The sequence below is a fragment of the Mesorhizobium marinum genome, from assembly GCF_040813675.1.
Lineage (GTDB): Bacteria > Pseudomonadota > Alphaproteobacteria > Rhizobiales > Rhizobiaceae > Mesorhizobium_K > Mesorhizobium_K marinum.
The window spans coordinates 492,619-506,285 of the sequence record NZ_JBFOCI010000002.1 but is presented as its reverse complement, the minus strand read 5'-3'; the positions used below and the strand labels follow the sequence as shown (position 1 = coordinate 506,285).

Annotated in this window: 21 protein-coding genes and 1 tRNA gene; 16 read left to right on the top strand and 6 right to left on the bottom strand. The window is 64.8% G+C overall.

Features of this window, described 5'->3' with window-relative positions:
* Positions 1-14 precede the first annotated feature (14 nt).
* The 9 genes from ABUE31_RS08045 (at position 15) to ABUE31_RS08000 (ending at position 5,552) form a co-directional block, all read left to right on the top strand.
* A complete protein-coding gene (locus ABUE31_RS08045) occupies positions 15-1,085 on the top strand; it encodes an ABC transporter ATP-binding protein (protein WP_367723007.1) in 1,071 nt (356 codons plus the stop codon).
* A gap of 72 nt (positions 1,086-1,157) precedes the next feature.
* Complete coding sequence (locus tag ABUE31_RS08040; protein WP_367723006.1) at positions 1,158-1,517, top strand: ArsR/SmtB family transcription factor; 360 nt, start codon at positions 1,158-1,160, stop codon at positions 1,515-1,517.
* Positions 1,514-1,996 carry an SRPBCC family protein gene (locus tag ABUE31_RS08035; RefSeq protein WP_367723005.1) on the top strand — a complete coding sequence of 161 codons (483 nt, stop codon included), beginning with the start codon at positions 1,514-1,516 and terminating at the stop codon, positions 1,994-1,996. Before ABUE31_RS08040 ends, ABUE31_RS08035 begins: the two co-directional genes overlap by 4 nt.
* 69 nt (positions 1,997-2,065) lie before the next feature.
* Positions 2,066-2,785, top strand: coding sequence for a DUF899 domain-containing protein (locus ABUE31_RS08030; RefSeq protein WP_367723004.1), 720 nt, complete (start codon positions 2,066-2,068; stop codon positions 2,783-2,785).
* 114 nt (positions 2,786-2,899) lie between these two features.
* The gene (locus ABUE31_RS08025; RefSeq protein ID WP_367723003.1) at positions 2,900-3,364 is read left to right on the top strand and encodes a GFA family protein; all 465 of its coding nucleotides are present in this window, start codon (positions 2,900-2,902) and stop codon (positions 3,362-3,364) included.
* Positions 3,352-3,678 (top strand): hypothetical protein, encoded by a 327-nt coding sequence (locus tag ABUE31_RS08020; protein ID WP_367723002.1) that lies wholly within the window; start codon positions 3,352-3,354, stop codon positions 3,676-3,678. Before ABUE31_RS08025 ends, ABUE31_RS08020 begins: the two co-directional genes overlap by 13 nt.
* Before the next feature lie 144 nt (positions 3,679-3,822).
* Positions 3,823-4,071 carry a PA2433 domain-containing protein gene (locus ABUE31_RS08015; RefSeq protein ID WP_367723001.1) on the top strand — a complete coding sequence of 83 codons (249 nt, stop codon included), beginning with the start codon at positions 3,823-3,825 and terminating at the stop codon, positions 4,069-4,071.
* 947 nt (positions 4,072-5,018) lie between these two features.
* On the top strand, positions 5,019-5,228 hold the full coding sequence (locus tag ABUE31_RS08005) for a cold-shock protein (RefSeq protein WP_367722998.1): 210 nt from the start codon (positions 5,019-5,021) through the stop codon (positions 5,226-5,228).
* 105 nt (positions 5,229-5,333) lie between these two features.
* Positions 5,334-5,552, top strand: coding sequence for a hypothetical protein (locus ABUE31_RS08000; protein ID WP_367722997.1), 219 nt, complete (start codon positions 5,334-5,336; stop codon positions 5,550-5,552).
* A gap of 277 nt (positions 5,553-5,829) precedes the next feature.
* Here ABUE31_RS08000 and ABUE31_RS07995 read toward each other — a convergent pair.
* Positions 5,830-5,905, bottom strand: a tRNA-Ala gene (locus ABUE31_RS07995).
* A 268-nt stretch (positions 5,906-6,173) separates the two neighbouring features.
* Here ABUE31_RS07995 and ABUE31_RS07990 point away from each other — a divergent pair.
* From ABUE31_RS07990 to ABUE31_RS07980, 3 genes are read left to right on the top strand one after another with little or no spacing between them, the layout of a single operon-like run.
* Entirely contained in the window at positions 6,174-6,464 is a 291-nt protein-coding gene (locus ABUE31_RS07990) for a YggT family protein (protein ID WP_367722996.1), read from the top strand.
* A gap of 1 nt (position 6,465) precedes the next feature.
* Positions 6,466-6,804, top strand: a complete 339-nt coding sequence (locus ABUE31_RS07985; RefSeq protein ID WP_367722995.1) for a DUF167 family protein — start codon at positions 6,466-6,468, stop codon at positions 6,802-6,804.
* A 30-nt stretch (positions 6,805-6,834) separates the two neighbouring features.
* A complete protein-coding gene (locus ABUE31_RS07980; protein WP_367722994.1) occupies positions 6,835-7,437 on the top strand; it encodes a hypothetical protein in 603 nt (200 codons plus the stop codon).
* 8 nt (positions 7,438-7,445) lie between these two features.
* Here ABUE31_RS07980 and ppa read toward each other — a convergent pair whose 3' ends face one another.
* The 5 genes from ppa to ABUE31_RS07955 form a co-directional block, all read right to left on the bottom strand.
* Positions 7,446-7,970, bottom strand: coding sequence for an inorganic diphosphatase (ppa, locus tag ABUE31_RS07975; protein ID WP_367722993.1), 525 nt, complete (start codon positions 7,968-7,970; stop codon positions 7,446-7,448).
* Positions 7,971-8,066: 96 nt separating this feature from the next.
* Positions 8,067-8,573, bottom strand: a complete 507-nt coding sequence (locus tag ABUE31_RS07970) for a GNAT family N-acetyltransferase (RefSeq protein WP_367722992.1) — start codon at positions 8,571-8,573, stop codon at positions 8,067-8,069.
* Between the two features lie 92 nt (positions 8,574-8,665).
* On the bottom strand, positions 8,666-9,304 hold the full coding sequence (locus ABUE31_RS07965; RefSeq protein WP_367722991.1) for a TPM domain-containing protein: 639 nt from the start codon (positions 9,302-9,304) through the stop codon (positions 8,666-8,668).
* A complete protein-coding gene (locus ABUE31_RS07960) occupies positions 9,305-10,129 on the bottom strand; it encodes a TPM domain-containing protein (protein ID WP_367722990.1) in 825 nt (274 codons plus the stop codon). It abuts the gene before it with no gap.
* Positions 10,130-10,195: 66 nt separating this feature from the next.
* The gene (locus ABUE31_RS07955) at positions 10,196-10,801 is read right to left on the bottom strand and encodes a LemA family protein (protein ID WP_367722989.1); all 606 of its coding nucleotides are present in this window, start codon (positions 10,799-10,801) and stop codon (positions 10,196-10,198) included.
* A 157-nt stretch (positions 10,802-10,958) separates the two neighbouring features.
* On the opposite strand from ABUE31_RS07955, the gene ABUE31_RS07950 reads away from it, so the two are divergent.
* The 4 genes from ABUE31_RS07950 to ABUE31_RS07935 are packed head-to-tail and all read left to right on the top strand — an operon-like array spanning position 10,959 to position 13,592.
* A complete protein-coding gene (locus ABUE31_RS07950) occupies positions 10,959-11,216 on the top strand; it encodes a hypothetical protein (protein WP_367722988.1) in 258 nt (85 codons plus the stop codon).
* 30 nt (positions 11,217-11,246) lie between these two features.
* Positions 11,247-12,131: a pyridoxal kinase PdxY gene (gene pdxY / locus ABUE31_RS07945; protein ID WP_367722987.1), complete on the top strand. Its 885-nt coding sequence runs from the start codon at positions 11,247-11,249 to the stop codon at positions 12,129-12,131.
* Between the two features lie 5 nt (positions 12,132-12,136).
* Positions 12,137-12,895, top strand: coding sequence for a DUF429 domain-containing protein (locus ABUE31_RS07940; protein WP_367723592.1), 759 nt, complete (start codon positions 12,137-12,139; stop codon positions 12,893-12,895).
* A gap of 49 nt (positions 12,896-12,944) precedes the next feature.
* Complete coding sequence (locus tag ABUE31_RS07935; RefSeq protein ID WP_367722986.1) at positions 12,945-13,592, top strand: carbonic anhydrase; 648 nt, start codon at positions 12,945-12,947, stop codon at positions 13,590-13,592.
* Positions 13,593-13,667 lie beyond the last annotated feature (75 nt).

Genomic DNA, 13,667 nt, shown 5'->3' with positions numbered 1-13,667 from the left:
CCGGCGCGCGGCCGATGATCGAGATTAGGGGCGTCACGCGCAGCTACGGCACGTTCAAGGCGCTCGACGACGCGACGCTCACCATCCGCGAGGGCGAGTTCTTCTCGCTGCTCGGCCCGTCCGGCTGCGGCAAGACCACGCTGCTTCGCATGATCGCCGGCTTCGACGACCCGACCGCGGGGTCCATCAACATCGACCGCCAGCCGATGGACGGCATCCCGGCCAACCGCCGTCCGACCAACATGGTGTTCCAGAGCTACGCCATCTTCCCGCACCTCAATGTCGAGCAGAACGTGGCCTACGGGCTGAAGCGGATGAAGCTCGAGGCGTCGGAGGAGAAGCGCCGCGTCGAGGAAGCGCTGGCCCAGGTGTCCCTTGTCGGACTCGGCAAGCGCGGCGCCAACGAACTGTCCGGCGGACAGCGCCAGCGCGTCGCGCTTGCCCGCGCGCTGGTGATGCGGCCGAAGGTGCTTCTGCTCGACGAGCCGCTGTCGGCGCTCGACAAGAAGCTGCGCGAGCAGATGCAGGTCGAGCTTCGTCGCCTGCAGCAGGCGGTCGGCATCACCTTCATCCTGGTCACGCACGACCAGTACGAGGCGCTGGCTCTCTCCGACCGCATAGCGGTGATGTTCGGCGGGCGCATCGCCCAGGTCGCATCGCCGAAGGAGATCTACCAGCGCCCGGTCAACCGGCAGGTCGCCGACTTCCTCGGCGGCATGAACTTCATGAGCGGCGAGGTGGTCGAGGCCAACGGTTCGACGGTCACGCTCGACACCGCCGGTTTCGGCCGCGTCAGGGCCGAGAAGCCGGACGGGTTCGTCGCCAACGGCCATGCCACGCTCGGCATCCGGCCGGAACGCCTGCGCGTCCTCTGGGACGACGCAACTGCCAGCCACGAGATTGCCGGCAAGCTCGTCGAACGTCACTATTTCGGCGAGATCACCCATCTCGTGGTGGAGGTTCCCGGCTTCGAAAAGCCGCTTTCGGTCACCGAGACCAACGACTTCGGCGCCGACGATCTGCCCATCGGCGCCACCATCCGCCTCGCCTACGATCCGGACGCCCTGGTCGCGATGGCGGATTGATATTGGGCGGATTTCCAACCCTCAAAACTGATTAGTATTGACTTATCAATTAGCCTTCGCTATTGCTATGCCATGCTTGAACCCGCAGCCGTCACCGCTGTCATGCGCGCACTTGCCGACCCTACGCGGCGGGCCGTCTTCGAACGCATCGCCGGCGCCGATGAAGTCACGGTCGTCGAACTGACGCGCGGCTCGGGCGTCACGCAGGGCGCGATCTCGCAGCATCTGAAATCCCTGAAGCTGGCCGGCCTCGTCGCCGAGCGACCGGAGGGGCGCAACGTCTACTACCGCGCGACACCCGGCGGCCTCGAGCCGCTGGCCGACTGGATGAGCCACTACGGTGTGTTCTGGCGCGAGCGTTTCGCCAGCCTGCGCGCGCTGCTCGGCGAACTCGACGCCGCGCCTGCCCCCCGCAAGGATGCCGACCGATGAACGAAACCGCCGTGCAGCCGGCCACGCAGGCCATCGTCATAGACGAGGTGTTCCCGCACGACGCCGCGACGACCTGGCGGGCGCTGACGACGGGCGACCTCATCGCCCGCTGGCTGATGCCGGCCGAGGGATTTGAAGCCGTGGTCGGCAACCGTTTCACCTACAAGACGACTCCCGCAGGCGCATGGGACGGCACGATCCGCTGCGAAATCCTCGAGGTCGTCCCCAACGAGCGCCTGGCATACTCCTGGAAGGGCGGCGACGACGCGAATGTCGGCTACGGCTCGAAGCTGGATACAGTCGTCGCCTGGACGCTGTCCCCGGTTGCCGGCGGGACACGGGTTCGCGTGATCCATTCCGGCTTCGTGCTGCCGCGCAACGAAACGGCCTACCGAAACATGAGCGATGGCTGGAAGAAGGTCACGCGCAGGCTCGACGCGACAGCGGCGGAACTCGGCCCTTCGGGCAAGCCGCACTGACTGGCGGTCGAAGGAGGCCGCTCCGTCACGCCGGCAGACAACCTAGAGAATCTCCACAGGAGGTAAGCCATGCAAAAGCAACAGTCCCTGGCCAAACCGCTCGGCATGAGCAGGCCGCCAGTCGTTTCGCCGGAGGAATGGCAGGCCGCCCGCGAGCAGATGCTGGTGAAGGAGAAGGCGCATACGCGCGCCCGCGACGCGCTTGCGGCCGAGCGCAGGCGCATGCCATGGATGGCGGTCGAGAAGGACTACGCGTTCGAAGGCCAGGACGGCCCGATGACACTCGCCGATCTGTTCGATGGCCGCCGCCAACTGGTCGTCTACCGTGCCTTCTACGAGCCCGGCGTCCATGGCTGGCCCGATCACGGTTGCCGCGGCTGCTCCATGGTGGCCGACCAGGTCGCCAACGTCGCGCATCTCAACGCCCGCGACACCACGCTCGTCTTCGCCAGCAGGGCGCCGCAAGCCGACATCGCCGACCTGAAGAGGCGAATGGGATGGACGATGCCTTGGGTCACCGTCACCGACAGCTTCGACTGGGACTTCGGCGTCGGCGAGTGGCACGGCACCAACGTGTTCATCCGCGACGGCGACCGCATCTTCCGCACCTACTTCATCAACAGCAGGGGTGACGAGCAGATGGGCGGCACCTGGAACTATCTCGACATCACGCCGCTCGGCCGCCAGGAGACCTGGGAGGACTCGCCTGACGGCTATCCGCAGACGCCGCCCTACCAGTGGTGGAACTGGAACGACAGCTATCCTGAACACGCCAAAGCGCGCGCGTAGCGCAGCGCGGCGAACGTCATCGTCCTCGGCTTGATCCGGGGATCCATGCCCCGGGGCGCATGTCCCTGAGGGAGGGGCCTATTCGTCCAACAACACGCAACGAGGAGAACACCCATGTCCAGGACCTACACCGGCGGCTGCGCCTGCGGTGCCATCCGCTACGACGTCTCGGGCGACCCGATCGTCATGGTCGACTGCCAGTGCCGCCAATGCCAGCGCGCCAGCGGCGTCGGCCATACGTCGAACATGACGTTCCGGGCGGCAGAGGTGAAGCTGACGGGTGATGCCTCGACCTGGGAGACGACGGGCGACGGGGGCACGACGAAGAGCAGCGGCTTTTGCCCGACCTGCGGTTCGCCGGTCTACATGACCTTCCCCGACATGCCCGACATCTTCATCGTCAGGCCCGCGAGCCTCGACGATCCGGCGAGCTACCGGCCGAACATCGTCACCTGGACCGCCGCCGCGCAGCCCTGGGATCGCGTCGACCCGGCGCTTCCGACTTGGAGGACAGCGGAGACGAACTGGACACTGCAGCGAATGACCGCTGGAATCACCGCTCGGGCATGGAAGTGCTGACGGAGGATCACGAGCCGTCATTGGGGCAGGAAGGCACCTGGACCGACGCCGGCATCATGTATGACCTGGAGGAGGACAAGGCCGACGAGGAGCCTGCCCTAGGCGCTACAGAGGCGTTCAACCAGGAGTGCGCTTGGAAGGGTGTCGACCTGTCGCTTTCCGATGGGGAGGGCGAGCCGTATCTAGGCTGGGCCGAACATCACGGGCGTGGTGTCATTCCTGGCGAGAACTTCCAGGACAGGGAAGTTGAGTTTGAGGACGAGGGCGCGCAATGCGACGACGAAGGCGTCATCGAGGGCGACACTTTCATCTGACATTCTTGTCAACTTGAGAGTTTGATGGCCCGGCTGCGGAAACGTGGCCGGGCTTCGGTGATGGTAGCTTTCTTGGAATAATCGAGGACTTCTCGGCGTTGTTCTTGTGGTCCCAATCAGGGACAATGATGGGAGGTTTCAACGATGATCAGCAAGACCCTTACTGCAGTCGCAGCGGTTGCCCTGATGGGCACTCCTGCTCTCGCGGCTCACTGCCCGAAGGATGCCGCTGCCATTGAGCATGCTTTGACAAAAACCAGCCTCAGCGCGGCAGACAAGGCCGAGGTCGAGAGATTGAAGAACGAGGGGGTGGCGCAGCACGAGGCTGGCAACCATCGAGAGTCCGAGGCGCTGCTTGCTGATGCGATGCGACGGCTGCTGCTTGCCGAATAACGGCTTTGATGCTGCGCGATGCGTTCGTGATCCCAGATGGTGACGACGCCGTCGTCCTGCAGCGTTGCGGTCAACCGCAGTCAGCCGCGTTGAAGTCGTTAGTCTGCACTGTCGTATTCAGGCAGCCAGGCGTGGAACGCTATTGAACCGCGAAGCACTTCGACGAGGTTCGACGGCGGTTGCGACAGTGTTGTGGTGGTCACAATAGACGCGATCCGCTGCCGTTGGCGCGGCGCAGAAGAGATGGCTGCCCGGTACGCTGGGGTCCTCGCTCACAGGGAAGCGGCACTGGCAGCGAGCCAGATTAAGGAGGGGGATGTCCCTTACGTGTGGCATGGTGTCGTCCAATAGTTTGATTGTACAAAACGGGTCACGCTCCTGCGCCAACAAGGCGCGGGAACTGAGGCGGCGAACGTTATGGAAAGGCCCTTGGGCTGGGCCTTAGGCCGTATGTGGTCGCGACGTTGCGTCAATGAAATGCGACAACTTGTCTGCGATAGGCATTTGTTTGCTTCGGACGCCAAGGCCGTGTCACAGGCTGTGGCAGTCAAGCTGGTAGGTCGAGACCTCCAGGCGGCGCAAGCGGCTACTTTGCCCTCCGGGGATGGCGTCGGGCAAAAAGTGACCCCGACGCGCCAGGAGTAGCAAACGGCGCTCAGGCTTCCTGAAGTGCCACGCGGAATGGCTAGCCCTACAGCCGATTGGTTCAGTTTGCCATGTCGGCCGAGTCGAAGGCTCTTAGTGCCCGGTAGCGGTTCCACGGCCGGGCCCGCTTGCGCATGCTGCCTGTCTAACCTATATGACGTTCATCGATCTTGGTTGTCGAACTTTGTTGCTGCGCAAATTGCGCGCCCCTGACGATCTTCTCCTCTCAACATCGATCAAATTTGCCGAGGGCCAAAGATGGCTTCGGGCAGAATCTCCATGACCGATGAAAGGATAACGTCATGAATTCAGGTACCGTAAAGTTCTTCAACGCAACGAAAGGCTTTGGTTTCATCCAGCCCGACAACGGCGGCACGGACGTCTTCGTCCACATTTCCGCTGTCGAACGGGCAGGCCTGCGTACCATCGTCGAGGGCCAGAAGCTCTCCTTCGATATCGTTCAGGACAAGCGTAGCGGTAAGAACGCTGCCGAGAATCTGGCGACTGCGTAATATCGCGTTCGGACCCGCGACCACGGATGTACTGGCGCGGAACTGAACGTTGACGAGGAGGTCGGGCAATGCCCGGCCTTTTTCTTTTTTGATCAGGAGGTTTGCATGGTCAAGGCAAGCGCACCGCAAGGCGTGTTCTCACCGACGCAGTCGAAGCAGGAGTCGAAAGCAAGCACCACCAACAGCGTCTCTCGTTCGATTGTGGAGGCAGAGACCAAGCAGCGAGAAGCGAAGACCGCGAGGCTTAGGGCGTTGCGGCTGCTGAAAGAGGCCGAAGCCCCGACGCCCGTGGCGCCCAAGAAGGTAGCAAGAAAGCGCGCCTAACCGCCCGGCGTGCATCGAAGACAAGCTGGGCCGCCACTGCATACCAGCGGTAGCTAGAACACTTCGACCCAACTATCGCGCAATTCGAAAGTTTGGCCCTTTGTTCGAAAGTCAGTGCGGGGGTCGTTAACCGCGTGCTCCCGGCAAATCCCGGCTATTCCCAGCCAAGCGTGTCCGAAACAATCAAGCCGCGCCCCACTAAAGTGGGGATGCAAGTGGGGACAAAAGCGCATCCCGGTAATTTCGCAAGCAATTTCAGCTTATTGATTTTCGCCGATGGTGGAGCTGAGGGGGATCGAACCCCTGACCTCGTCATTGCGAACGACGCGCTCTCCCAGCTGAGCTACAGCCCCGTTCGGCGATGGCGCATTTATCGGCCGGCCCCCTCGCCTGTCAAGCGTCGCCATGGCGGCGGGCGACCCGGCGTGGCCGGCCCTTGCCGCTCCGCCGGGCAATGGCTAAATGTCGCGGGGTTCTGGAGCCTGATCGGGCAACGAGGGCGGTGCGGCGCAAGGCGCACTCCTTGCCGTGGAAGCCGATCAAGCTCGACCGAGTTGACTTGGGCGCGTTCGTGCTGTGCGAAGTGGCGCCGTTTCGTTGCGGACCGTCTAGGAGACAGGCATGCTTGCCCTCATCAAAACGATCGACCTGGCACTCTCGCTCTACTGGTGGATCATCATCGCTTCGGCGGTCTTCTCCTGGCTCTACGCCTTCAACGTGGTCAATCCGCGCAACCCGTTCGTGGGATCGGTCGGCAACATGCTGTTTCGCCTGACCGAGCCGGCCCTGAAGCCGATCCGCCGGCTCCTGCCGGATCTCGGCGGCATCGACATCTCGCCGATCGTGCTCCTGCTCGGTATCTACTTCGTGCGCCAACTGCTGTGGACGACGATCGCCCCGGCGCTCGTCTGAGATGACGGGGGCGCCCGGCCCCTACAGGAAGCTGCCGGGCGGCCTCGACCTCGCCGTCAGGCTCACTCCGCGCTCGTCGACCGACGCCATCGACGGCGTGCAGGCCGCCGCAGACGGTTCGGTCCGCGTGGCGGTGCGCGTGCGCGCCGTGCCGGAGAAGGGCGCCGCCAATGCCGCGCTGGAACGGCTTCTGGCCGACCGGCTCGATCTGCCGAAGAGTGCCGTCAGCATCGCCGCCGGCGCGACATCGCGACTGAAGACGGTGCGCCTTTCGGGCGATGCAGACGACATCGCGGCGGCGATCGAGGACGCACTGGCGCGCGGCGCCAAGCAGCCCTAGCATTCCCCCGTGCTGCCAGAGGGTGAACCGATGAGACTGTTCCTTTGCGGGGTCCTTGTGCTTGGAGTTTCGAGCCAGATCGCCGTCGCCGGCGAGATATCGAGCGCCTACACCGATGTTGACACGCCGAAAACCTGTGCGGTTTTCGCCTCGGCCGAGGAGGGAGACGGCGACTGGGCCAACATGATCTGCGCCGGATGGCGCGGCTATCCGGTCCTGATCTATGCGGGGGATCTCAGGGAATCCGTGTACTACGGTTTCCCGCCCGCCGGCGACCTCGCGCCGGCCTGGGAAAGTTCTGCGGCCTTCAACTCGACCGGCCCGCGGATCGAATGGCGGATCGAGACCGAGGGTCCGCGCTCGGTACCCTTCGCGACCATCCATCGCTGGTTCGTCAACGCGGACGCGCAGAATCCAGACCGCCGCACCGAAGTTCTGGTGGTCGCCAAGGTCGGCCAGATTGGCGAGCGCGATGGCTGCACCGTCGGCCTGGTCCTCGCAAGCGGAAATCCCGGCGCCAACGAGGCAGCGCGCCGGCTTGCGGACGAGCGGGCGCGCGGCTTCGCATGCGGGACCGACGATCCGGCCATGATCGGAGACCGGATCCCGGAATTCACCCGCAGCCGCAACTGACCAGGCGGCTACTTCGCGCGCTCGATCGCCTCGACGATCATCTGCTTGGCGCGCGTGCTGTCATGCCAGCCGCCGATCTTTACCCACTTGCCGGGCTCGAGGTCCTTGTAGTGCTCGAAGAAGTGCTGAACCTGCTGCAGGGTGATGTCGGGCAGCTGGTCGTATTCGGTCACATGCTGGTAGCGCAGCGTGAGCTTGGGCGATGGCACTGCGATCACCTTCTCGTCCTGGCCGGCATTGTCCTCCATGACGAGCACGCCGATGGGCCGCACGTTGATCACGCAGCCGGGAACCAGCGCGCGCGTGTTGCAGATCAGGACGTCGACCGGATCGCCGTCGCCCGACAGCGTGTGCGGTACGAAGCCGTAGTTGCCGGGATAGCGCATCGACGTGTGCAGGAAGCGGTCGACGTAGAGCGTGCCCGCCGCCTTGTCCATTTCGTATTTGATCGGTTCCCCGCCGATGGGTACTTCGATGATGACGTTGACGTCTTCAGGCGGATTGTTGCCGGTCGGTATCGCTTCGATGCGCATGCAGGTCCCTCATGTGGTGCGCGCATGGATATCGAGAGGGCCGGCCAAGTGCAACGCACTCGTTGTCGCGGTCAGGCTTACATCGCGGAAGGACGTTCAGTCCCAGACGAAAGCGACCTTTTTCAGAGCCTTCTGGTCGAACACCTCGATGCCTTCGGCGATGTCGCGCCCGCCCGCCCTCTCGTAGAATGACAGGGCACCGGCGTTGTCTTCCAGTGCCCAAACCACCAGTCCGCGCAGTCCCGACCGCGCAAGCCTCCCGCGCGCCTCGGAAAACAGCCGGCCGCCCAACCCGATGCCCTGATACTCGGGACGCAGGTAGAGTTCGTAGATTTCGCCCTGCTGGGAGAGCTCGCGGGCGCGGTTGCGTCCGATGGTGGCGTAGCCGGCGAGGGTTCCGCCGATCTCGATCACAAGCACCGTCGCCGCGCGCCGGATCGCGTTGGCCCACCAGTCAGCGCCGCGGCGATTGATCATCCGGGTGAGCGCATGATGCGGAATGATGCCGCTGTAGGCGCCGCGCCAGGCCTCATGGTGGACGTCTGCGATCGCGGCAGCATCGTCCAGTTCGGCCTTCCTGATGTCGATCGTCAGCGTCTTCATGATTTGTTAACCATAAACGCTGGCCGGACTCCCTGGCAAGCAGCCATCGATGGCTGCCGGCCATCAAAGCTCTATGCGATCGGGAAGATGTTTCAGATTTCGACGAGGTGGTCGTCGAGTTCGTTCACGTCGTCCGCACGGATCGGGAAATGCTCGGCAAGAAGCGCGCCGACCGCGGCGATCGCCGTGACGAAACCGCTGGCCAGCCGGTCGTTCCCGGCGTCGTCGATCAGGCCGGCGACGATGGAATCCCAGATGTCCTGAGGCACCTTGGAATTGATGCCGGCGTCGGCGACGACCTCCGCATAGCGTTCGGCCAGCGACACGAAGATGAGGACGCCGGTGCGCTGCGTCGTCAGGTGCACGTTGCGCGAATAGAACTGTTTCAGCGCATTGTCGTGCGCGCGCATGTACTGCCAGCGGCGCGGGGCGAGCCTGATGCGCAGGCCGGGCAGGGCATAGATCAACGCCAGCGCCGCTGCGAGCGCCAGCAGCTGCGCACCGACGAAAACCGGCAGCCGCATGGTCAGCCACCAGGCCTCGATCATGAACGCGACCCCGAGGCTGATGACAATGATCGCGATCGTGACGATCAGCGCGGCGGAGAAGAAATAGCCGTCACTGCGGCGCGCCAGGACGCAGTAGATTTCCCCCGACGTCGCGGCTTCCGCGGTTCGGATCGCGTCCGCTATGCGCTCGTGCTCCTCGACGCTTATGCTGTCCGTTGTCATCTACCAGCTCCCCGAAGATCCGCCGCCGCCGGATGATCCGCCGCCTCCCGAAAATCCGCCGGAGGAGCCGCCCGACCAGCCACCGCCGGAAGAACCTCCCGACCATCCCCCGCGCGACGACCTGCCGCTCGAATTGTAATTAAAGGTCATGCCGAGCCATTCGTAGCGCCCGGGCCCGATCCTGCGGCCGTAAATGCGCGGCAGGATCGCCATGGCGAAGCCGCCGAAGAAGAGCGTCGCCCAGACGATGAGAAAGAGGGCGGCGAAGACGGTGTCCTCGCCTCCGCCGCTGCGTTCGTTGCGCTTCGCGCGGGCCTCGAGCTCTGCCGCGTTGCCTTCGAGCACCATGATGATGTCGTCGACCGCATTCGAGATGCCGCCGGAAAAGTCGCCGGCGCGAAAGGCCGGCACCATCGTGTTCTCGATAATTAGCCGCGAATGGAGGTCGGTCAGTGTGCCTTCGAGACCATAGCCGACCTCGATGCGCATCTTGCGGTCGTCGCGGGCCACGAGAAGCAGGATGCCGTTGTCTTCGCCGGCCTGGCCCAGGCCCCAGGCGCGAAAGAGGCGGTTGGCATAGGGCTCGATGGCTTCGCCGCCCAGGCTGGGAACGGTGGCGACGACGATCTGGTCGGAGGATTTGTGCTCGAAGGCCTCGAGCTTCTGGACCAGCGCCGCCTCCGCGGCGGGCTCGATCAGCCCGGCTCGATCGACGACGCGGCCGGTCAGCGCGGGCAAATCCTGCGCGGACGCTGCCAGGGCCGCAAACAGGACGAGGCAGAACGAAAGCGCGCCGAAGGTCGCCGCAGTCAGACGTCCGGGCATTGACGGCGAACCCGCCACCCTGTCGATCGTGCCGGACTGCAAGACGTCGCCCGCCTGGTCCGCCGGCTATCCGCCCTGTTGCTGCGTGCCGAAGTCCACCTTCGGCGGCTGCATGGCGTCGTCCGCCGCGGTGAAGTTCTGGAAGGGCTGGTTGCCGAACCACAATGCGTTCCAGATCATCGGTGGGAAGGTTTTGAGGGACGTGTTGTAAACGCGCACGGCCTCGATGTAGTCGCGGCGGGCAACCGCGATGCGGTTTTCAGTTCCCTCCAGCTGCGCCTGGAGCGCGAGGAAGTTCTGATTGGCCTTGAGATCAGGATAGTTCTCGACCACGGCCAGCAGTCGCGACAGCGCGCTCGTCAGGCCGGCCTGGCTTTCCTGGAAGGCCTTGAAGGCATTGGGATCGCTGAGCGTTTCCGGCGTCACCGTCACCTGGGTCGCCTTGGCGCGCGCCTCGACGACACTTTCCAGCACCTCGCGCTCGTGCGAAGCGTAGCCCTTGACCGTTTCGACCAGATTGGGAATGAGATCGGCGCGCCGCTGGTACTGGTTGAGCACCTCGCTCCACGCGGCCTTGGCCTGTTCCTCGAGGGTGGGGATGGTGTTGTAGCCGCAGGCGGAAAGCAGCGGCAGCGCAAGCGTCAGGAACAGGAAAGCGGGCAGACGAGCCATGAAAGGGCGTTGGCAGCTTGGAGCAGACATGATGATCCCTCGGGTCGCGTTCGGGCCACCCGCAGCATTAGCACGTTCAACGTGAAAATACAGGTTCGGCGGTCAGGCGGCCGCGCTCCGGATAGCCGGGAAATCGGGACTGAAGTGGGGAGCGGGAATGAACGGGAAACGTGACGCTGACGACCGCGCCGAGTCGCGACGAATCCTCGACCGGGTCTCGCAGGAGGCCGAAAGCGGCGGTCGCTCCGCAATCGATCGCGCCGCCACGCGGGCCCGCGACCATCTCTCTGCCTCGGATGTGGACCGCGGCGACTGGGCCGAGTATTGGGGCACGAGAATCGGCCGCACCATCGGTGCGGTTTTCCTGGTCGGCCTGATCGCGTGGCTGGTTCTGTACCTCGCGGATGGCCGCTAGGGCGCAATTCCAGCTACGGGCGAAGGCGGAATGGACAAGAGCGGACAGAAGGCGGCGCGCGCGGTCATCGTCATATCGAGCCACGTGGCGCGCGGCTCGGTCGGAAACAGGGCAGCGGTATTCGCGCTGGAGACGCTCGGCCATCCCGTGTGGGCGGTTCCGACCGTGCTCCTCCCCTGGCATCCCGGCCATGGCCCCGCGACCCGCATCGTGCCCGATGCCGAGCAGTTCTCCGCCTTCATGAAGGATCTCGAGCGCGCGCCCTGGCTTGGCGAGGTGGCAGCCGTGCTATCCGGCTATCTTGGCGACGCACGCCAGGCGGCCGACGTCGCATCGCTCGTTTGCCGCGTGAAATCAGTCAATCCCGACGCGCTTTACGCCTGCGATCCGGTGATGGGCGACCTTGGCGGGCTTTATGTGCCCGCCGCCACGGCGGAAGCGATGCGCGACCTGCTGCTGCCGCTTGCCGACATCGTTACGCCCAACCGCTACGAACTGGAGTGGATCGTCGGCGCAAAGCTGCCCGACGCCAATGCCGTGATCGAAGCGGCAAGGCGGGTCGGTCGGCCGCGGATGCTGGTCACCTCCGCGCCGGCCATGCTTGCTGGCGGGACCGGCAACCTGCTTGTCACCCGGGCCGAGGCGCTCCTGGCCGAACACCCTCTGATCGGCGGGCCGCCGAACGGGCTCGGCGACCTTACGGGGGCCGTGTTCCTGGCGCGGCTGATGGCGGGCCGGACGGACACCGACGCGCTGCAGAGCACAACGGCTGCCGTCTACGAGATCCTCGCCCGCACGGCCAAGCGCGGCGGCGACGAGCTGCAGCTCGAGACGGACGCCAAGAGCCTGTCTCATCCGATGGCGATGGTGCAGTTCCGGCGCATCGCCAGTCCCGGCCGCCCCATTCGGGCCTAGCCGTGATCTGTGTCGTCGGCGTCGACGGCTGTCCCGTCGGCTGGATCGCCGTCGGGCGCAGGCGAATCGACGATTTTCCGTCCGCCCGGGTCTTCGCCACGTTTGCCGAACTGCTAGAAGCCTATCCCGACGATGCGACGATCGCCGTCGACATGCCGATCGGACTGCCCGATTTCACACGGCAAGGCGGACGCGGTCCCGAGGCGCTGGTGCGGCCGTTGATCGGGCAACGCCAGTCGAGCGTGTTTTCCATACCGTCGCGCGCTGCTGTCTACGCCGAGGTCGATCCGTTCAGCACGGTCGAGACCTGGTACGCGGCGCATCGCCGCGCGAGCGAGGTGGCAAGGCGCACCTCGGACCCGCCGCGTGGCGTCTCGATCCAGGCCTTCGCGATCTTCGCGAAGATCCGTGAAGTGGATGTGTTGATCCGTGAGCGGCCCGAGCTGCGCGATCGCGTGCACGAATCGCACCCCGAAGTTGCGTTCATGCTGCTGAATGGCGGGCAAGCCATGCAAACCCCGAAGAAGATCAAGGGCTCGGTCAATCCCGCGGGGTTGAACGAGCGCAAGGCCCTGCTTGTCCGTTGCGGCCACGCCTCGGAATTTCTCGACCGTGCGCCTCCGTCCGGCGCCACCGGCGACGACCTTGTCGATGCTGCCTGCATGATGCTGGTCGCAGATCGTATCCGGCGCGGCGAAGCGGTCTCCTTCCCCGATCCGCCCGGATTGGACGGGTTTGGAATTCCGGTGGCGATTCACGCCTGAGCGATCGCCGGCATTGCAGTGCGAAAAAAATTGCCGTTAATGTCCGCGCATGGCTCACATCCCTGACAGTCTCCTCGCCGGCTACCGCAATTTCATGAACGGCCGATACGCGTCCGAAAGCGGCCGCTACCGTGCCCTCGCGCGCGAGGGGCAGACGCCTGAAACGATGGTCATCGCCTGCTGCGATTCGCGCGCCGCGCCCGAGGCGATCTTCGATGCCGGCCCGGGCGAATTGTTCGTGGTCCGCAACGTCGCCAACCTCGTACCGCCCTATGAGCCGGACGGCGAATTCCATTCCACCTCGGCCGCCCTGGAATTCGCGGTGCAGAGCCTCAAGGTGAAGAACATCGTCGTCATGGGCCACGGCCGCTGCGGCGGCATCGGGGCGGCCCTGAACGTCAACGCCGCGCCGTTGTCGCCTGGCGACTTCATCGGCAAGTGGATGAGCCTGATTGCGCCGGCCGCCGAGACGGTGTCGGGATCGACGCTGATGACGCAGTCCGAGCGCCAGACGGCGCTTGAACGCATCTCCATCCGCTACTCGATCGCCAATCTGCGTACGTTTCCCTGCGTCAGCATACTCGAAGGAAAGGGGCGTCTGACGCTGTCTGGGGCATGGTTCGACATCTCGTCGGGTGAGCTCTGGGTGATGAACCGTGCCACAGGGGACTTCGAACGGCCCGAGGAGAAGGCCTAGCACCGTCGCTCCGGCGGTCGGGCGGGTTGCGGCGCAGGGCGGTCGGCCCTACATCCGTTCATCCTTTCCGCATGC